Origin of the sequence: Vibrio sp. V09_P4A23P171, from assembly GCF_963875615.1 — a bacterium.
Lineage (GTDB): Bacteria > Pseudomonadota > Gammaproteobacteria > Enterobacterales > Vibrionaceae > Vibrio > Vibrio anguillarum.
Genome location: NZ_CAWNMR010000031.1, coordinates 1 through 17,845, shown reverse-complemented (window position 1 = coordinate 17,845; position 17,845 = coordinate 1). Strand labels below are relative to the sequence as shown.

Sequence of the window (17,845 nt, the reverse complement as noted above, 5' to 3'; positions counted from 1 at the left end):
GTAAGTTAATGACAAAATAGCTAATGACAACTGGGTTAAAACTTGAAAACCGTCAAATTAATATTTAGTGTACTATACATATTTACGGCTAAACATTAAATAGCCATGAAGAACAAAGGATGTAAATCATGTCACCCGTGTTAGAAGTTAAGAACCTCTACAAGGTATTTGGAGAGACTCCACAACAGGCTTTCCCGCTGTTAGAAAAAGGGTTGGATAAGGACCAAATTTTCGAGCAAACCGGGCTCACTGTTGGGGTCAAGGATGTGTCTCTTTCAATCAATGAAGGGGAGATTTTTGTCATTATGGGTTTATCCGGTTCGGGCAAGTCCACTTTAGTTCGATTGCTGAACCGCCTGATTGAGCCAACCCAAGGAAGTGTTTTACTGAAGGGTAAGGATATTGCTCATATTTCAGAGCAAGAGCTGCGCGATGTAAGACGTAAAAATATCTCAATGGTATTTCAGAACTTCGCACTCATGCCACATATGACCGTTCTTGAAAACGCTGCCTTTGGATTAGAACTATCAGGAGTGGTGGCTCATGAACGTAATAAAAGTGCAAAAGAAGCGCTCGCTCGGGTTGGCTTAGACGCCTACTGTGAGTCATTCCCTGATGAGTTATCGGGTGGGATGAAACAACGCGTTGGTTTGGCTCGTGCACTCGCCAACGACCCTGACATTTTGTTAATGGACGAAGCATTTTCCGCACTCGACCCGTTAATCCGCACCGAAATGCAAGATGAACTAATCCGCCTGCAAAATGATGATAAGCGAACCATCGTTTTTATTTCTCATGACCTTGATGAAGCAATGAGAATTGGTGACCGTATCGCCATTATGCAAGATGGCATCGTCGTACAAACGGGCACGCCCGATGAAATATTGCATCATCCTGCTAACGATTACGTCAGTTCATTCTTTCGTGGCGTTAATGTTGCCAGTGTTTTTTCAGCTAAAGACATTGCCCGCAAAAAACCCGCGGCCGTTTTTAAAAAACACGACAATGATGGCCCGGCTGCAGCAATGCAGTTACTGATGGATCATGACCGAGACTACGGAATTGTAGTTGACCGTACGAATAAATACTCTGGCATTGTGTCGCTCGACTCTCTGAAACAAGCTCTCAAGCAACAAACATCACTTAGCGCGGCTCTACTGCCTGACATCGTGACGGTTGATCCGGAGCTGTCTGTTAGTGAATTAATCAGCCAAGTGGCTGAAGTCCCCTACGCCGTGCCTGTTGTCGATCAGCAGGGAAATTATTACGGCGTGATCACCAAATCACGCTTATTGCAGACTTTGGATAGGGAATAATTATGACAACGGAAACCAACATTCAATCCACAGAGGCGCTTGACCCATGGGCGTCTGCCGCGCAAACGCCTGTCAGCAGCGATCCTTGGTCAGCGACTACTGCATCCCCAACTACAGCAAGTGATTGGTTAAATGGCGCAACCGACGCTCCCGCGCCTTTCGATTGGCTGCACCCATTTCAAGATGCAATTATCCCTTTTGATCACTGGGTTGAAACCGGGCTGGGTTGGTTAGTGGAACACGGTAGGCCATTATTTCAAGCTGTCAGAGTACCTGTTGATTTTATTTTAAGTTCATTTGAAACCACGTTAGTTTCAACGCCAGCGCCTGTGATGTTGTTGATTTTATTTTTGATCACATGGCAACTTGCTGGACCTAAAATGGGTATCGCTTCATTAGCCTCACTGATTACGATTGGATTAATCGGAGCGTGGTCACAAGCAATGGTCACCCTCGCCTTGGTCATGACCTCGGTATTCTTTTGCCTATTGATTGGCTTGCCACTTGGGATTTGGCTGGCCAGAAATCAAACGGCTGCAAAATTCATCCGCCCCGTTTTGGATGCGATGCAAACCACACCCGCATTTGTGTATTTAGTCCCGATCGTGATGCTGTTCGGAATTGGCAACGTACCTGGCGTGGTGGTAACCATTATTTTCGCCCTGCCACCAATTGTCCGTTTAACCATCTTAGGTATTCAACAAGTTCCCGAAGAGCTTATCGAAGCAGGCCATGCATTCGGCGCAAGTCCAAAACAGATGCTCTACCGTATTCAGTTACCACTAGCCATGCCGACCATTATGGCCGGTGTCAACCAAACACTGATGCTATCGCTGTCGATGGTTGTAATTGCCTCCATGATTGCTGTCGGTGGCTTAGGGCAAATGGTTTTGCGTGGTATTGGCCGACTTGATATGGGACTCGCTGCCGTGGGGGGACTTGGCATTGTCATTCTCGCCATCTTACTTGATCGCCTAACTCAGCATATCGGTACAGAAAATCGCGATCAAAAAGTACGCTGGTATCAAACCGGCCCTATCTCACCCTTTTATTTACTGAAGCAAAAACTGACTCATCAGAGTGCCAACAATCTAGGAGAACAGAAATGAATTACGCATGGAAGACGTTAATCTCAACCAGTTTAATCGCATCGGCGGCATTACCCATCAGCGCTTGGGCTGATAAACTTCCTGGCAAAGGTATTAGTGTACAACCCGTACAATCGACAGTGGCTGAAGAAACATTTCAAACTCTCATCGTGAACAAAGCGATGGAAGCGCTGGGGTACGATGTCAAACCGACCAAAGAAGTCGACTACAACGTGGCTTATACTTCGATTGCCGAAGGCGATGCAACCTATCTCGCCGTTGGGTGGTTTCCTTTACACGCCGACAAATACTCGATGGCGGGCGGCGACGCCAAGTTCTATCGAAAAGGTCAATATATATCAGGAGCAGCGCAAGGCTACTTGATTGATAAAAAAACGGCAGATAAGTACGGTATTACTAATATTGCTCAGTTAAAAGACCCTAAAATCGCCAAGCTGTTTGATGCAAATGGCGATGGTAAAGCAGACTTAACTGGCTGCACACCCGGCTGGGGTTGTGAGATGGTGATTGAGGAGCACTTAACCGCCTACGGTTTACGACCGACCGTTACTCACAACCAAGGTAACTATGCCGCTATCATTGCCGATACGATTTCACGCTACAAAAAAGGTGACCCTATCCTTTATTACACTTGGACACCTTATTGGGTGAGTGGGGTTTTGGTCCCTGGTAAAGATGTCACTTGGCTTGAAGTCCCTTTCTCTGCCCTACCTGGTGAGCGCAAAAATATCGATACAACCCTACCCAACGGAAAGAACTTCGGCTTTGAGATGAACAGTATGCTGATTGTCGCCAATAAAAAATTCGCTCTAGAAAACCCAGCCGCAGCAAAACTTTTTGAAATCATGAAGTTGAATATTAATGATATCAGTGCGCAAAACATGATCATGAGTAAAGGTAAAAACTCTGCCAAAGATATTGAAGCTCATGCCAATGGTTGGATAAAAGCTCACCAATCTGAATTCGATTCGTGGATAAAAACCGCCAAAGAAGCCGCTAAGTAAGAGAGTATGGAGCCACCCATATCAAAAGGGTGGCTCTGCTTATTTTCAAGGAGGAAAGTATTGGATATTCATGAAGAAGTACTGGTCGCTATACGCCAAATTATTCGTGCGACAGATCTCCATTCCAAAAAAATAAACAAAGATTTTGGCCTCACTAGCCCCCAACTATTGTTAATGCGTGCGATCCAAAACTCGGCCGATATGACCATAAAGCAACTCTCCGATCATACGAATATGAGCCAAGCTACAGCGACCAGCATTTTGGATCGCTTAGAAAAGCGCGCACTGATCATTCGAGAGCGAGATCAACAAGATAAACGTAAAGTTCATGCATTGTTGACCCCAACAGGAGATGAATTATTACTCAAAGCACCCACACTGCTAAAAGATAGCTTTATTGAACAATTTCAGGCGTTAAACGCATGGGAACAAACTCTCATTCTCTCCACTTTACAGCGGTTATCGATGATGATGAAAACACCAGAAATAGAAGCATCGACGCTATTGTCTAGTCTAGAACCCGATGATCCTCTCTAGTTTTTATTCGACCGACTAAAGCAAATTGGTTACTTTTTTCTCAACCCAATTCCAATTATCAACCTCAGCCAGATTAGAGGTTGTAATTGACTGAATTTCGGTTATTTTGAACCAAATCTCCTTTTTCTGATTCGTCATGGAATACTTAGACTTATTTCAAAAAAATTATCAATGGATCATCACGATCATGGCGTTGCTTATTTATCCTAAAACAGCCAGCTACACCGTGCGATGGTTTGAGAATATGGTCATAGGCAAAGTCGATATTCATCGGCTTAAACGAGCACGTTGGCTGGTGAAGACCTTACTCTTCTTGGTGTTAGTGTTGACTCTGCTAATGATGTGGGGCGTGGAACTGCGTGGGTTATTGGTTGTTGGCTCATCACTTTTTGCGTTGCTTGGCGTCGGTTTGTTTGCAGGTTGGTCTTTGCTGAGCAACGTCACCTCATTTCTGGTTTTATTTGTACAAAACCACTGTCGCATCGGTTTATGGGTGCGAGTGGTGGATGGCGCAAATTTTGTTGAAGGTAAAATCGTCGACATGAACCTACTCAATGTCGTATTAGAGAATGTTGATGGCAATACAGTGCTCTATCCAAACAACCTCTTTATTGTTCGCCCTGTAATTGTATTAAACAAAACTCCAGAAAAAGCCGTGAAAAAAATCGAGAAGAAACAACTTCCTATCGGAGTAAAACGTTGAACGAATATCAAGACCTTTCACTGCATATTGAAACGATTTCAAAAGCCGATGAGCAGCAACAAATCGACTTACTCGGCGAGTACGTGGAAAGTGGGCTTGATGAAAGCTCGATCGCAATCATCTTAGAAGCTTTTCCTGTCGAGCAGCGGGTACGTCTGTGGCGTAGCCTACCCTTAGAGCTACACATTGATGTACTGACAGAGATGCGTGCTGAAGTACGTTTTTCTATCATCAACGCACTGTCAGAAATAGAACTAAAACTGACTCTCGCCAAGCTCGATAACTTGTCTCTGCTCGAGTGGGCCGATTCTCTGCCTGATGAAATCATCAGTGAAGCGCTGCGCTTAATTAGTCGCGACGAGCTTGAATTGTATGATCAAGCCAATGCCTATGAAGATACTGAAGTTGGCCACTGGGCAAACCGTAAAGTGTATACCTTACCTTTCAGCATCAGTGTCGACAAAGCCAAGATACTATTGGAGAAATATCATTATGACTCTCCACAACATATCTATTTGATCAACAAAGCAAAAAAATTCCAAGGTATCGTGAGTTATACAGAAATTTTGCTTGCTGAAAGCAAAACTTTACTGAAAAACATCAAGCAAGATGATCTCTTTACGCTGAATGCTCACCAGTCACTTTCTGAAGCAGTAGAAGCGTTAGAACATTCCCAATTGCCGACTGTCGCCATCATTGATAACCATGAAATCTTAGTGGGTGAAATTGACTGGCAATTTGCCCTGAGTACACAACGAGAGATTTACGAATCGCGCTTAATGGCCGGTACAGGTATGGATGAAGGAGATGACTTATTTGCACCCATCATTAAAAGTTCCAAAAAACGAGGCCTTTGGCTCGGGATCAACCTGCTGACCGCCATCCTCGCTTCGGTCACTATAGGTATGTTTGAAACGGTCATCTCGCAAGTTGTCGCGTTAGCGGTGTTGATGCCAATTGTTGCCTCGATGGGCGGTATTGCGGGAAGTCAAACCTTAACCTTGATGGTACGTGCCATGGCATTGAACCAAATTACACCGGGTAACCGTTTTGCGTTGCTCAAAAATGAAATTGGTATTGGTTCCATTAACGGTTTGTTATGGGCGTTGATCATTGGTGCTTTGGCAGGGCTCTGGTTCCAGTCAGCGATGATTGGCGCCACCATTTCACTGGCCATTGTTGTAAATATCATTACCGCCGCGCTGTTTGGGGTACTCATCCCGATCACGCTTGATAAGTTTAAGCTTGACCCAGCATTAGCGGGCTCTGTCATCTTAACCACAGTAACGGATGTTGTCGGCTTCTTTGCCTTCTTGGGCACAGCAAGTTTAGTGATGTTGTAGCTTTCCAAACCGCTTGAAGCGGCTTACATCAAAAACGGCAACTTTAAACAGGAAAGGCATGTCATTTCAGACAATTGAATAAACTAACTTACTAGAAAATTAAAATATTCTAGTAAGTTAGAGTGGAATTAAACATCCGGTCTGTTATAAAATCCACAATAAAATTATAATTTCCATTCTTAAAATTGGAGATTACTATTATGATTAGAAGTGTTTTTTATATCTTAATTTTTATTTTATCTACAGCATACGTAAATGCAGCAATACCCAATGATGGTATTGACGATTCTAAATCCATTGAAAATATGATTATGAATTCCCCACCTGGTTCTACCGTTAGTCTCAAAACTGGAACTTATGATATATGTTCAAAAATAAACATTAAAAACATTAAAAACATTAAAATAATAGGAAGTGGTTTGGTAGAATTTAAAAAATGTCCATCTTTCAATGATGAATACATTATTTATATAATAGACTCAGAAAGAGTCACCATAGAGAATATATCATTCTGGGGCTTAACAACTCAACCTTACATTGATAGTGACAATACTAACGTTGTGTGGGGAGAACAAGGCGTATTATTTTCAGGGACCCAAAACTCTGCAATATTAAATAGCAGATTCTATAATTTTGGTGATGCAGCATTACGCGTAACCTCATCTAGGAGTCACCCCTCAGGAGAAAAAATAAATTCCAGACACTTTTTAGCTCAAGGAAATATCTTTCATAATGTAACACAAGTTACTACTACACACGTTTGGAGTAACGACTTTGGTGGGACAGAGGATATCACTTTTAAACATAATCTTTTTTCTAACATGAAAGGTGGCCTAAAACTATCATCACGTAAACCAGTATCTCAAGCCGTGATAGAAAGTAATATTTTTAGTGAAATTCATGGCTCAGCTATAGAAATGAACTACTACTCAAAATTAATAGTTCAAAATAATGTATTTAATAACATAGGGAAGTTTATTTTAAATGCTTACCCAAACTCAATTCACAATATCAATGAAGCAATAAACTGGAATAATTTAACATTCAGTAAAAATCAAATCATCAATGCTAAAGGTGGAATTAGAATTGTTTCAGACATCCCTGGGGAATTAGTTGATAGTAAATATGTATCTGGCATTTTAATAGCACTAAACACTTTTGTAAATGTAGATATGTCAGTCTATGGTTCAAATAACAAATATTATAATATAATAAATATGCTAACTAACGGTGAAAAAAAATTTATATTTTCCGTCATAAAGAACAATATATATCAGCTGCCAAAAAATGTTGGATTTTTTAACTCACTCGCAGCACCAGAGGTCATTCTAACTGACAACATTGAGTTATCTTCACCTATTCAATAATTCAGATGAAGTAAGGTTACTCAAGTAACCTTACTTCATCTTTGTTAGGCTGCCTTTCTTGAAGATAGCGGTTTCGCAATCAACACATCATGTAAAACACAAATCGCGCGATTGTAATCGTTGTCTTCAACTACGAATTGTACATTGACATTACGCATCGACGAGTGAGCGGCAATAGGGCTAATTTTTGCGTTAACTAACGCTTGCATGCCTTGCGTTAATGCGTTGTTGGTGTTCATTGATGCACCGATTGCAGAAATGAGGGCGACCATTTTTCCTGATACGGATGCATTCGGGTAGCGCTTCTCTATTTTGTACAACACGTGGTTTAAGTTATCGCTGCTGCCACTGAGGTAATACGTCATCGAGTTTGCATTCATCTCTTTACCAACGAGATGTACCTTAGCTTCGGCGATCACTTCCATCAATTCATAACTGGCATTATCAATTTTCCCGACCATGCTTTGGTCAAAAATATGCAAGGCGAACACTTTGTCCTTGCCCGCAATAATCTCTACCTTATTGTTCTGAGGCTTATGAACATTGGAAATGAGAGTACCTTTATGCTCTGGTTCGAACGTATTTTTGATTCTGAGTTCAATCCCCTGCTGACGCAGCCCAGCTGCCGCATTCGGATGAATCGCTTCCATACCTAAATTAGCCAGTTGGTCTGCTACGTCAAAGTTCGTCAATCCCATCGGGCTAACCTTGTCCGCGCCTACAATTCTCGGGTCTGCGGAGCTTAAGTGATACTCTTTATGGATGATCGCTTGCGTTGCGTTGGTTAATGCGGCAATGCGGCTAAAGGTCATTTCACTATAGCCACGATCATAGGTTTTCATTAATCCTTCATTACAATAGGCGTAGCCAGTCACGATTGGCAGTTGCGTTGCTACATCAATGTCTTCGAAGGCAGCCAAAATCACCTCATCTAAGCTTCCTGCTTGCCCATTATTCCACCCAGAGAGATCAATGAAGCATGCATTAATCCCAAGAGTTTTTAGCTTCAAACTGGTGTTATAGGCACTATGAGCCTCGCCTATTGAAGATAAAAATTCTCGCACCTGAGGCAAATACTGACGTAATGAAAACTGCCCGTATTGACACGTTTCTAGAATATTATTAATGCAGTTGACTGCTTCTGAGATCCGCGAACGAATAAATTTATCCGCGCGAATACGACTCATCGGATCGGCGAACAAATGCTCATTAATTAGCAACATGCGCTGTTCAAGTTGGTACATGGCTTCTTGCCATTGCGTATCATGTTTCGCGATCATCTGGTAAATACCGGGCTTGCCAGTGCGTTTGCATTCCAGTAGGGCATCGGTAATGGTTGCATACGCTGATACCACAAACACTCGATCATAAGGGTGATGAGGCCTTAGTAAAATATTGTCGAGCACAGCATCAAAAGCGCTCATTGATGTTCCACCGATTTTTTCTACGGTGTAAGACATGGGATCTCCTTTTCTTTTAAATTGAATGCAGTGAATCGTCGCGAGTGATTACTCAATGATTGGGTAAACACCTTTTTCATCATGCGTTTCAGTTCCTGTCAGTGGCGGGTTAAAAACACATGCCATAACCATATCTGCACCAGAATAAGCTCTTAAATAGTGCTCGTCATGTTGATCAAGGATATACAAAGTGCCAGGTTTTATCGGGTAAGTTTCCCCTCCTATCACTTCGATTTCCCCTTCACCTGACATGCAATACACGGATTCCAAATGGTTTTGATAGTGAATATGGGTCTCGCCGCCTTTAAAAATGGTCGTAACATGGAATGAAAAACCCATATTGTCATCTTTCAGCAGCATACGAACGCTTTCCCAAGTTTGAGCAACAACCCGGCGCTCACTTTGGCGACACTCTTCTAATGTTCTAACAATCATTTTTTATTCCTAAGATGCTTTTTTAATTAACTGAGAGGCTAGCTCTTCTACCGCTTGTGCGAAAATATCTAAACCTTGGTCGAGTTCGGTTTCCGTGATAGTGAGTGGACAGAAAAACTTAATCACTTCGTCATTTGGGCCTGCGGTTTCAATCACCATCCCTAGTTGAAAACAACGACGAGCAATTTTATGGGCGATCTCACCACTGCTACATTCAATGCCTTGCATTAGTCCACGCCCTTTGTGGCGGTTAAACAGTGTGGGGAAACGACGCAGTGTGGTTTGAATGACATGCGTCACTTGCTTGGCTCGATGTGCGATATGAGTGGTAAAATCATCATTTGACCAATAGGTTTCCAGCGCTTTTGTAGCGGTTACAAAGGCGTGATTATTACCGCGAAAGGTTCCGTTGTGCTCTCCCGGTTTCCACACATCTAACTCAGGTTTCAGCAGCACAATTGCCATAGGTAACCCATAACCACTGAGTGATTTCGATAGCGTCACTATATCCGGTTTTATTGCTGATGGCTCAAAACTGAAAAAGGTTCCCGTACGTCCACAACCAGCTTGAATATCGTCAACGATAAGCAGAATATCGTTTTTCTTACAGAGACGACTTAAGCGTTGCAACCACTCGTTGGACGCGCAATTTAAGCCGCCCTCGCCTTGGACAACCTCCAATAATACCGCAGCCGGTTTGTCTAAACCCGATGAGTTATCATTCAGCATATTTTCAAATAGCGACAGGCCATCAATATTGGCATAGCCATCATAAGGGAGCCGCGTCACGCCACCTAAGCTAAGCCCAGCGCCGCCTCGATGATGTTGATTTCCTGTTGCGGCAAGTGCGCCATAAGAGCAACCATGAAAGCCGTTAGTGAAAGCCACAATATTACTTCTACCCGTAGCTTTTCTGGCCAGCTTCATTGCCGCCTCTACAGCATTAGTCCCAGTTGGACCAGTAAACTGCACTTTGTAGTCGAGGTTTCTTGGTTCAAGAATGAGACTTTCAAATACCGCGAGGAACTCAGCCTTGGCAGAGGAGTGCATATCCAAGCCGTGAGTAATGCCGTCTTTATCAATGTACTCCAATAGCGCCTGCTTAAAGAGGGCGTTATTGTGACCATAATTTAACGAACCAGCTCCAGCCAAAAAATCTAAGTAGCGATCACCAGAATCGGTAAATAGCCAGCTCCCTTTTGCCGTAGAGAAAACCACGGGAAAGTGATTGGCATAAGATTGCACGTTTGATTCTTTCTTTTTAAAAATGTCCATAACGATGATAGTTATCCTGTTAAGTTAGAACGAGGTTTGAGCGGAATGCGGTACAAATACTCGGTATCATGTTCACCTTCAAAGTGACGAGTTTGATCGAGAAAGGTCGATACCTCTCCTTGCTCGCCATGTGCTCGATCAAACTTCTTAAAGAGGCTCCATGAACCTTGATTGTTTTTCGTGATAGTCGTTTCCAATACACGAACATCAGCCATAACGTCACGAGCGAGCAATTCATGTAACAAATGTGAGGCAAGTCCTAGCCCACGAGCATTTGGATGCACGGCCACTTGCCAAATAAACAATTCATCAGAATTGTCAGGCTTTAAATAGGCCGAAATAAACCCCACGGTTTCGCCATTTCTTTCCGCTAAGATGCAAGTCTCTTGAAAGTGAATCGCTTGTAGGAAATTACAGTATGAGGAGTTTTCATCTAAGGGAGGACATAGCCCAATCAAATCATGTACACGCTGCCCGTCGGCTTGATTAGGGGTACGAAACGTCCATTGTTCTGTCTTTGTTTGCATAATTTCCGGGTATGCAACCCAAGGTGCTGCTGTAATCATTGCCTGCCACATAAATAGTTAGAGCTCTAATTAAAAACCTCTATATAAACTAACAGTACAAATGGAAAATTCAACCAAAAAATTCAAAAAAATAGCAATAATAGATATAGAGTGCTGATTTAAAACGAATAAATAAGTTTGAACATTTAACTAAAAAACAACCAATTAGTTAGATGTGTAATCAAATAAAAGTAAGATAGCAGAGCGAATGTGATTGAACCTAGCGGCATTAGCAATCTGAGTCGTTTTTGCAGTTTGCATTTGCAGCCTGCAAAAATTTTCTTGGGGAAGTTTGAAAAAACAAGGAAACAATAGCAACTAAGCGCTATAAAACTTGGCACGTATGCTGCAATAACTATATCGACCCTTCTTAAGCCGAGGGTCACCTAGCCAACTGACGTTGTTAGTGAATACTCTTTGTTCACAATTTACATAGGCCAATCGCGAATATTGCGGTTGGCTTTTTTGTTTTCTGAGGGAGTGTGTTTACTGAGGGAAAACGTTAGAAGGGAACTTCAATTTGCATCATGACAACGCTGTCGAAATCTTCATGCCAACGATAGTCAAAACGCATGCGCGGCTCACCCGCTTTTTTCTCGCCAAAACCGATACTTAGCTGTAAGCCGTGACTCATTAACCACTCTTCGGTTGACATATCACTTTGCTCGTCAAGCAATTCAGAGGGTATCCAGACACCAAAGCCAATGTAGCTTGTGGCCAATTTCTGAGTAAACAGGGGATCCGAATCGGCTTTTAAAAACCAATCGGCCCAGTAAGAGGAGTCGGCTGGAGATTCTTCAAATAAACCTAAAGCCAGCAGTTGTTTCGATGCGTAACCCATACTATCTAATATAGAAAAGCAGACGCCCGATGCTGGTAACATTGTTGGGCTACTATCTGCACCTAGTGTTAATTCTAACTCTGGCGTTAATAATGAACCGGAATAGAGATCGCAAGCTTCCGTCAGCGACGAAAACATGATTAACGCACAAACAGCCACATTTAACTTCATGAATGCAAACAGCTCCGACCACGAAAAGGGCGTGGATTGTCTAGTAAAGTTTTCTTTGCTGCAAGATTTTCCTAACAGAGATAGTCGTTAAATCGGTAATATCTAAATTTTCAGCTAACCGCTGACGAATATCAGTACTACGAATCGCGACTTTTTCAGGACAGGCCATGACTGACCAGCGTTGCAAGATATCTTGAGCTTTATAGAATTTCGCAAAATTGAACAGATTATCCGGGCCCATTACAAAAGTAATGTCAGCATCAGGTAATTGTTTTTGCAGTAATGACAAAACAGCGTGAGTTGTGACGCTCTGCCCGGGCTGTTGCAGTTCCTCTTCGACTATTGAGCGTTGTATCTTATCTGACTGCAAATCATGAATAAAAGCATCAATAAGTTCACAACGGATCTCATAACTGAGCATCTGCTTACCCCAAGCGTGTGAAATGCTCGGTACCAACAGAATTAAATCGAAATGGCTTAGCGATTCAATCACACTTTTATGTCCTAAGCTCGGAGGGTTAAAAGCACTCCCAAAGACGGCAATTTTGGTCATAGCAATCCTATTCAAGTCTGAAAACCATTTTCTCGGTTTTCTAATCTGATGATTTCGGTATGATACACCAAAGATTTATATTGCTTGCAGGAAAAGGAACCCTAATGGAACAAATGATCCGTGATGAGATGCGTGTTCTCTCATCCATTGACCCTGTTTATGAAATTGAACGGCGCGTTGAGTTTATTAAACGCAAATTGGTTGAATCTGGTTGTAAGTCTTTAGTGCTTGGCATCAGTGGTGGCGTCGACTCAACAACGTGCGGCCGTCTAGCCCAGCTCGCCGTGACACAACTCAACCAAGAATACGCCGTTAACGATTATCAGTTTATCGCCGTTCGTTTACCCTATGGCGAACAAAAAGATGAGGATGAAGCGCAGCTTGCTCTCTCCTTCATTCAACCTACTCACTCAATTTCGGTCAACATTAAAGCGGGTGTAGATGGCCTGCACTCAGCCTCTCTTGATGCGCTACAAGGCACAAGCTTAACTCCAACTGACAGTGCCAAAATTGATTTCGTGAAAGGAAATGTAAAGGCGCGCGCTCGCATGGTCGCGCAGTACGAAATTGCAGGTTTTGTTGGTGCGTTAGTACTCGGCACGGATCATTCCGCAGAAAACATCACCGGTTTTTATACTAAATTTGGTGATGGCGCGTGTGATTTAGCACCACTTTTTGGCTTGAGTAAACGTCAAGTGCGCGCGGTAGCGGCTAAATTAGGCGCACCACAGCAATTGGTTCAAAAAACACCCACCGCGGATTTAGAAGAGCTCGCACCACAAAAAGCAGATGAAGATGCGTTAAACTTAAGTTATGACCAAATCGATGATTTTTTAGAAGGGAAGCCTGTTTCACAGCACGTGATTGACCGTCTTGTCGCGATTTACACAGCAACTCAGCATAAACGTCAACCGATCCCAACGTTGTACGATTGATCGACACAATCTCTCTATAACTCTCTACAAAAAGCACTAAAGCCAACTTCTCCGTTGGCTTTAGTGTTAAAGTCGACAATACAAGCTTGCACAAAGTGCCAAATTATTGACTCATTTTAATCAGTGATTTACCAATCAGCCACTCAAGCTCCCTTGCGCTCTCTTTGCCAAACTGTACAGCCACCGTTTTGTATAACCGATCGACACCGTTTGCTGCAAATTCATCCGCATTTTCAGTCGTCACAACATGATGAAATAATAAACGCAAAATAGCCAAAAATTGTGCATTTTCCAGCGCATTTATCCAGCTATTTGAAAAGCTTGAAAGGTCATTTTCAAAATCTAAATGCTCAACAAACAGCTTAAAAATCCGCCCATCTAAAGCGGCCGTAAAATCGGTTTTCTTTGGAAAATGGTGGCTAATCCCCGTTCGTGAAACCCCTGTTTGCTGACTCAACGTGGTATACGACATTTTGTCGTAACCCAGTCTCAATAGCTGATCGACAACAGCATCCATTATTCTCTGAATGGTGATTTCAGTATCTTCTTTACTACGCTTTGGCATGGTCCAGACTCTTCTCTTTTTTATTAATCCATCTAACTCAATTGCGATGATAGTGCCGTTTCGCGAATCACCCCTCGTGGTATGGCATTTTCTGTCTAAAAAACCATCCTTTAAAACAGTAAATTCAAACCAGAATTATCTTGTTAAAAGCGTTATCTACTGGCTTGTTACTGTCACTCCTTTAGCTATCACTAATAAAACTTAAATTTCCAGTTTATTAGTCATCACCACTAATGGATGAAGCGCAATTTATAATATTAATAATTGTTTCAACCGAATAATCTTACAATCATCAACAATTCGCAACGAACTGAACACTGTTCTGACAAATTTATGACACAAAAACTAGTGATTATTTGAGCAGTATCACACTCATTAATTCATAACGATGGCTAAAAACTTTCGAACAACCAAAATAAGACGCGATTTACCCCAAACCTGATTGGCTTTTTGTGGCTGATAAACGATTTGCCCGTTAGAATGTCCATACATTTACTAAGAGGATTCACAATGAGTATCGAAAAAGACGTTGATATCCAAGTCTGCGAAGCATGTGGCTGCGCTGGCGAAATTGGCTTTATTATCAAAGAAGGTGATGAAGTTGCCGAAGTGATGGTCATGGCCCCCAACAAAGCTCAGCTAGAAGCTGAATTTGAGAAGTACCTCGCTCTTGCCAAACAGGTTTCAGATAATGTTGAGTTTGAAGTTTCACCGTTAGACGATAACTCTACTGAATTGCATGCACGTTTCAAATTTGAAGTCAGTGCCGAAAAACTTATTTTTGAACTGAAGTCGCGCTCTTTGGCTCGTTAATCTAATTGCTCTTAGCGGGCCTAATCATGGCTCGCTTTTTTATCGCCCAAGCACTTTGCTTTCTCATCCTAGGCAATGCATTATTGAAGCTTAACCGTAATCTGCCGATACTCTAGGTATCGTGTCTTCATCTGCAGGCTTTATGAATAAGTTTTCGCTTTTACTAACATTATGCAACCTTCTCTATGCCTCTTGTGCATGGTCACAGCCGCTCGATCAATATCAAATCCTTAACCACCTTGATAACTATGGCAATCTCTATTTGCGTAATAAACCCTACACAACACTACCCGAAAATCTCACGCTCAAAGGCAACCTAAATATTGCTAAGACATCGATAAAATCCCTGCCTAAGGGCTTGAATGTGCAGGGTAGTTTAGAAGCATCTAATAGCTTGCTAGAGAATATTCCAAAAGGTACCACCATTCGTGGTTATGCGAACTTACTGGGTAGTAAAATCAAATCGTGGCCAATGAGAATCAAGGTCGGTGGTTACCTGAATTTCACGGATACACCGCTTGAAACGCTGCCTGCGAATCTCTTAGTCAAGGGGGATTTGAGCGTAATTCGAACGCCATTAACCCAATTGCCCGAAGGTTTGGTTGTGGAAGGGAGTTTGTTTATTGGCGGTTCCAAAATCACCGAATTTCCTGACACGATGACCGTCAATGGCAATATTTATTTGGGAGGTAATGTCATCAGTAAATGGCCAAGCAAACTGACCCTTGGCGGCGCGGTCGCAAGATAGGCTAGAAAAAGAGAAGAGAAGAAGCCGTGAGCCCCTCTCTTCATCGTTTAATGATTATTGCTGATTCTTTACTGGGTTGGCGTAGCTATCGAGTAAATAGCGCTGTGCCCCTTCAGGGATCTGAGTCAGCTTGCTTTCTAAGTGAGCGCGGATATCTGGCGTGATATCACTACTTTCTATCCCAGCCGCTAACTTATTGATCGGGAATAATTTGTAGTTTGCGTGAATTTGGCGATCGATCTCTTGCGCCAATACTTCTGGCGTTTCAAATGCTTGAGTAATCACTTCACCAAAGCCAACATGCACTCGGCCTTTCTCACCGACAATACCTTGGACAATGCTTTCAATATCTTCAAATTCCCCTTTTTCATAACGCCCATGCGTCGCTTTTTCATATAACTCACACGCTTTGGCCATATCACACGGATCGTTTTCATATGAAATCGCGACCGGGACAATTTTGAGCGATTGAATATACTGAGCAAACTCTATTTTCTGCTTGCGCCCTTCCACATGGAACATTTTCAAAATGGCCGGATCGGTAAAATCGTTACCATCTTTTGCTCGTCCCTCTTTTTGCGCTATCCAGATAGAATTTCCAGTTTCAAGTGAGTGTTTAATGTAAGCAGATAAGGTACTGAGCGCTTTCATCATCTCGCGCGGGCCTTTAGCCGAGCGTTTCACAATAAAGCTCTTATTAAGACGCATCAGCTCTGTAGCACAAGGCTTTTTCAATAAGTTATCACCAATCGCAATACGTACAGTTTTATGCCCAGACATATACAGACCATAGTTGACCAATGCTGGGTCCATCGCGATATCACGGTGGTTCGAGATAAATAAATAAGCCGTCTGTTTATCCAATTTATCGAGACCACTGAAGGTGACACCTTGTGTCGTTGATTCTAGTGTTTTCGTGAGGTATTTCTTCACTTCAAGTTGGATTGCTTCCACGGACGTGAGTTTGGCCCATTTAAACTTTAAGTATGCTTTTACAAAAGGGCTCAGTATCGATTTTAGCCAAGCAGATCGTTTGTCAAAACGATGTTGCAAAATAGCTGAGATAAATTCTTCATCATTAATTAAACGGTCAATAGCCGCTGGAATCTCATCGTCGTTGTAAGGACGGATATCTACATAAGGATCAGTTGTGGTGGTCATATATTCATACATCAAATAAAAAGCTGGCTCATTCTACGCATAGTTGACGTAGCTCGCAGCTACAGTCGTAACAGATTCACTAAGGTCAGACCAGAATAAGGTGATTTTAGTTCGCATATTTGGCATTTTCTGTGAGACAAGGTACTCTTAGCGCCCCAAAATCAGTGAGAAGTACCATGAACTACGCGATTCAATTTGAAGCCTTACTGTCTGCTAACTTAGTTGTCACCCCTCGCAAGAAAGTCATCAAACACAGTTTGATTCGAGTAATGAGCGGATTAGTACTGTGTAAACTTGGCAAACATGAATATTCAGTTGAAGCAAAGCAGAGTTTTTGGATCCCTTTTGACTGTTTATGCTCGCTGACTATTTTTCCTAATACGCAGTGGCAGCGTGTCGATTTTTCAGTACGTTTAACCGCCGATTTTTCCCATCAAGCGGGTTACGTCACCTTATCTGAACTGAGCCAAGCCGCTTGTGATCACCTGAGTCAATGTCAACCTAACGATGAAATCTATTCGCACCTTCTTCATGTACTAAAAAGTGAAGCCACGCATTTTAAACCCAAATTATCGTTAAACAACTTCAGCGAAAAGCTATCAGCGTGGCAACCACATCAAGTAAGTGAGCTACCAATTGAATGTCAAATAGCACTACGTGTTCGTGAGGCACAAAAGCGCAAACTGTCTGGCATCAAGCTGAACCAAATCGTCGATGAGCTTTTCCAAGGAAATGAACAAGAGTGCCAACAACTTGCGCTTTTAGTTCTCGGGCGAAATTTGTAATTTTTCGCTTAAAAATGGATTGTTTACTGGCTGAATGATTAATCCCTAACTATACATTTATTAATAATATTAATATTTATTGATGGAAGGGATTGCCATGAAATTCAGCCATAAGATCGTCGCGGCGTCATCTTTGCTGCTGTTGGTCACCGTTACTC

19 protein-coding genes are annotated in these 17,845 nt (G+C 42.4%); 11 read left to right on the top strand and 8 right to left on the bottom strand.

The window, feature by feature from the left end; all coding sequences use genetic code 11:
• The first annotated feature begins 128 nt into the window (after nucleotides 1-128).
• From proV to AACT23_RS10500, 7 genes are all read left to right on the top strand, one after another.
• Nucleotides 129-1,316: a glycine betaine/L-proline ABC transporter ATP-binding protein ProV gene (gene proV / locus AACT23_RS10530; protein WP_013867972.1), complete on the top strand. Its 1,188-nt coding sequence runs from the start codon at nucleotides 129-131 to the stop codon at nucleotides 1,314-1,316.
• A 2-nt stretch (nucleotides 1,317-1,318) separates the two neighbouring features.
• Nucleotides 1,319-2,425, top strand: a complete 1,107-nt coding sequence (gene proW, locus AACT23_RS10525) for a glycine betaine/L-proline ABC transporter permease ProW (RefSeq protein WP_013867973.1) — start codon at nucleotides 1,319-1,321, stop codon at nucleotides 2,423-2,425.
• Complete coding sequence (proX, locus tag AACT23_RS10520) at nucleotides 2,422-3,429, top strand: glycine betaine/L-proline ABC transporter substrate-binding protein ProX (protein ID WP_017043349.1); 1,008 nt, start codon at nucleotides 2,422-2,424, stop codon at nucleotides 3,427-3,429. The genes proW and proX overlap by 4 nt, the downstream gene beginning before the upstream one ends.
• Before the next feature lie 6 nt (nucleotides 3,430-3,435).
• Nucleotides 3,436-3,966, top strand: coding sequence for a MarR family winged helix-turn-helix transcriptional regulator (locus AACT23_RS10515; RefSeq protein WP_013867975.1), 531 nt, complete (start codon nucleotides 3,436-3,438; stop codon nucleotides 3,964-3,966).
• 136 nt (nucleotides 3,967-4,102) lie between these two features.
• Nucleotides 4,103-4,669, top strand: a complete 567-nt coding sequence (locus AACT23_RS10510) for a mechanosensitive ion channel domain-containing protein (protein ID WP_013867977.1) — start codon at nucleotides 4,103-4,105, stop codon at nucleotides 4,667-4,669.
• A complete protein-coding gene (locus AACT23_RS10505; protein WP_017046070.1) occupies nucleotides 4,666-6,012 on the top strand; it encodes a magnesium transporter in 1,347 nt (448 codons plus the stop codon). The genes AACT23_RS10510 and AACT23_RS10505 overlap by 4 nt, the downstream gene beginning before the upstream one ends.
• Before the next feature lie 200 nt (nucleotides 6,013-6,212).
• A complete protein-coding gene (locus tag AACT23_RS10500) occupies nucleotides 6,213-7,379 on the top strand; it encodes a right-handed parallel beta-helix repeat-containing protein (protein ID WP_094127272.1) in 1,167 nt (388 codons plus the stop codon).
• 44 nt (nucleotides 7,380-7,423) lie between these two features.
• Here the strand turns inward: AACT23_RS10500 and AACT23_RS10495 are convergent, their stop codons facing one another.
• The 6 genes from AACT23_RS10495 to AACT23_RS10470 form a co-directional block, all read right to left on the bottom strand.
• On the bottom strand, nucleotides 7,424-8,839 hold the full coding sequence (locus AACT23_RS10495) for an aspartate kinase (RefSeq protein WP_094127270.1): 1,416 nt from the start codon (nucleotides 8,837-8,839) through the stop codon (nucleotides 7,424-7,426).
• A 48-nt stretch (nucleotides 8,840-8,887) separates the two neighbouring features.
• The gene (locus AACT23_RS10490) at nucleotides 8,888-9,274 is read right to left on the bottom strand and encodes an ectoine synthase (RefSeq protein ID WP_013867980.1); all 387 of its coding nucleotides are present in this window, start codon (nucleotides 9,272-9,274) and stop codon (nucleotides 8,888-8,890) included.
• Between the two features lie 9 nt (nucleotides 9,275-9,283).
• Nucleotides 9,284-10,549: a diaminobutyrate--2-oxoglutarate transaminase gene (ectB, locus tag AACT23_RS10485; protein WP_047689962.1), complete on the bottom strand. Its 1,266-nt coding sequence runs from the start codon at nucleotides 10,547-10,549 to the stop codon at nucleotides 9,284-9,286.
• A gap of 11 nt (nucleotides 10,550-10,560) precedes the next feature.
• Entirely contained in the window at nucleotides 10,561-11,127 is a 567-nt protein-coding gene (gene ectA / locus AACT23_RS10480; protein WP_013867982.1) for a diaminobutyrate acetyltransferase, read from the bottom strand.
• A gap of 490 nt (nucleotides 11,128-11,617) precedes the next feature.
• Nucleotides 11,618-12,127: a hypothetical protein gene (locus AACT23_RS10475; protein WP_017046067.1), complete on the bottom strand. Its 510-nt coding sequence runs from the start codon at nucleotides 12,125-12,127 to the stop codon at nucleotides 11,618-11,620.
• Between the two features lie 40 nt (nucleotides 12,128-12,167).
• Nucleotides 12,168-12,680 (bottom strand): nicotinate-nicotinamide nucleotide adenylyltransferase, encoded by a 513-nt coding sequence (locus AACT23_RS10470; protein ID WP_176428628.1) that lies wholly within the window; start codon nucleotides 12,678-12,680, stop codon nucleotides 12,168-12,170.
• 104 nt (nucleotides 12,681-12,784) lie between these two features.
• Between AACT23_RS10470 and nadE the strand changes: the two genes are divergently transcribed.
• Nucleotides 12,785-13,615, top strand: a complete 831-nt coding sequence (gene nadE / locus AACT23_RS10465) for an ammonia-dependent NAD(+) synthetase (RefSeq protein WP_026029071.1) — start codon at nucleotides 12,785-12,787, stop codon at nucleotides 13,613-13,615.
• 103 nt (nucleotides 13,616-13,718) lie between these two features.
• Here the strand turns inward: nadE and AACT23_RS10460 are convergent, their stop codons facing one another.
• Nucleotides 13,719-14,180 carry a TetR/AcrR family transcriptional regulator gene (locus tag AACT23_RS10460; protein WP_013867986.1) on the bottom strand — a complete coding sequence of 154 codons (462 nt, stop codon included), beginning with the start codon at nucleotides 14,178-14,180 and terminating at the stop codon, nucleotides 13,719-13,721.
• 510 nt (nucleotides 14,181-14,690) lie between these two features.
• Here AACT23_RS10460 and AACT23_RS10455 point away from each other — a divergent pair.
• Both AACT23_RS10455 and AACT23_RS10450 read left to right on the top strand, forming a co-directional pair.
• Nucleotides 14,691-14,993 carry a YfcZ/YiiS family protein gene (locus tag AACT23_RS10455; protein ID WP_010318562.1) on the top strand — a complete coding sequence of 101 codons (303 nt, stop codon included), beginning with the start codon at nucleotides 14,691-14,693 and terminating at the stop codon, nucleotides 14,991-14,993.
• A 121-nt stretch (nucleotides 14,994-15,114) separates the two neighbouring features.
• Nucleotides 15,115-15,741, top strand: a complete 627-nt coding sequence (locus AACT23_RS10450) for a hypothetical protein (RefSeq protein ID WP_013867989.1) — start codon at nucleotides 15,115-15,117, stop codon at nucleotides 15,739-15,741.
• Between the two features lie 54 nt (nucleotides 15,742-15,795).
• Here the strand turns inward: AACT23_RS10450 and AACT23_RS10445 are convergent, their stop codons facing one another.
• On the bottom strand, nucleotides 15,796-16,902 hold the full coding sequence (locus AACT23_RS10445; RefSeq protein WP_176428627.1) for a 1-acyl-sn-glycerol-3-phosphate acyltransferase: 1,107 nt from the start codon (nucleotides 16,900-16,902) through the stop codon (nucleotides 15,796-15,798).
• A gap of 176 nt (nucleotides 16,903-17,078) precedes the next feature.
• On the opposite strand from AACT23_RS10445, the gene AACT23_RS10440 reads away from it, so the two are divergent.
• Nucleotides 17,079-17,687, top strand: a complete 609-nt coding sequence (locus AACT23_RS10440; RefSeq protein ID WP_017043337.1) for a hypothetical protein — start codon at nucleotides 17,079-17,081, stop codon at nucleotides 17,685-17,687.
• Nucleotides 17,688-17,845 lie beyond the last annotated feature (158 nt).

Excerpts from the sequence above, each read along its gene's own strand:
- AACT23_RS10495 (WP_094127270.1), bottom strand. The coding sequence starts at position 8,839 with ATGTCTTACACCGTAGAAAAAATCGGTGGAACATCAATGAGCGCTTTT.
- AACT23_RS10460 (WP_013867986.1), bottom strand. The coding sequence starts at position 14,180 with ATGCCAAAGCGTAGTAAAGAAGATACTGAAATCACCATTCAGAGAATA.
- proX (WP_017043349.1), top strand. The coding sequence starts at position 2,422 with ATGAATTACGCATGGAAGACGTTAATCTCAACCAGTTTAATCGCATCG.
- AACT23_RS10490 (WP_013867980.1), bottom strand. The coding sequence starts at position 9,274 with ATGATTGTTAGAACATTAGAAGAGTGTCGCCAAAGTGAGCGCCGGGTT.
- AACT23_RS10510 (WP_013867977.1), top strand. The coding sequence starts at position 4,103 with ATGGAATACTTAGACTTATTTCAAAAAAATTATCAATGGATCATCACG.
- nadE (WP_026029071.1), top strand. The coding sequence starts at position 12,785 with ATGGAACAAATGATCCGTGATGAGATGCGTGTTCTCTCATCCATTGAC.
- proV (WP_013867972.1), top strand. The coding sequence starts at position 129 with ATGTCACCCGTGTTAGAAGTTAAGAACCTCTACAAGGTATTTGGAGAG.
- ectB (WP_047689962.1), bottom strand. The coding sequence starts at position 10,549 with ATGGACATTTTTAAAAAGAAAGAATCAAACGTGCAATCTTATGCCAAT.
- AACT23_RS10455 (WP_010318562.1), top strand. The coding sequence starts at position 14,691 with ATGAGTATCGAAAAAGACGTTGATATCCAAGTCTGCGAAGCATGTGGC.
- AACT23_RS10445 (WP_176428627.1), bottom strand. The coding sequence starts at position 16,902 with ATGACCACCACAACTGATCCTTATGTAGATATCCGTCCTTACAACGAC.
- AACT23_RS10440 (WP_017043337.1), top strand. The coding sequence starts at position 17,079 with ATGAACTACGCGATTCAATTTGAAGCCTTACTGTCTGCTAACTTAGTT.
- proW (WP_013867973.1), top strand. The coding sequence starts at position 1,319 with ATGACAACGGAAACCAACATTCAATCCACAGAGGCGCTTGACCCATGG.
- ectA (WP_013867982.1), bottom strand. The coding sequence starts at position 11,127 with ATGTGGCAGGCAATGATTACAGCAGCACCTTGGGTTGCATACCCGGAA.
- AACT23_RS10475 (WP_017046067.1), bottom strand. The coding sequence starts at position 12,127 with ATGAAGTTAAATGTGGCTGTTTGTGCGTTAATCATGTTTTCGTCGCTG.
- AACT23_RS10515 (WP_013867975.1), top strand. The coding sequence starts at position 3,436 with ATGGAGCCACCCATATCAAAAGGGTGGCTCTGCTTATTTTCAAGGAGG.
- AACT23_RS10470 (WP_176428628.1), bottom strand. The coding sequence starts at position 12,680 with ATGACCAAAATTGCCGTCTTTGGGAGTGCTTTTAACCCTCCGAGCTTA.
- AACT23_RS10500 (WP_094127272.1), top strand. The coding sequence starts at position 6,213 with ATGATTAGAAGTGTTTTTTATATCTTAATTTTTATTTTATCTACAGCA.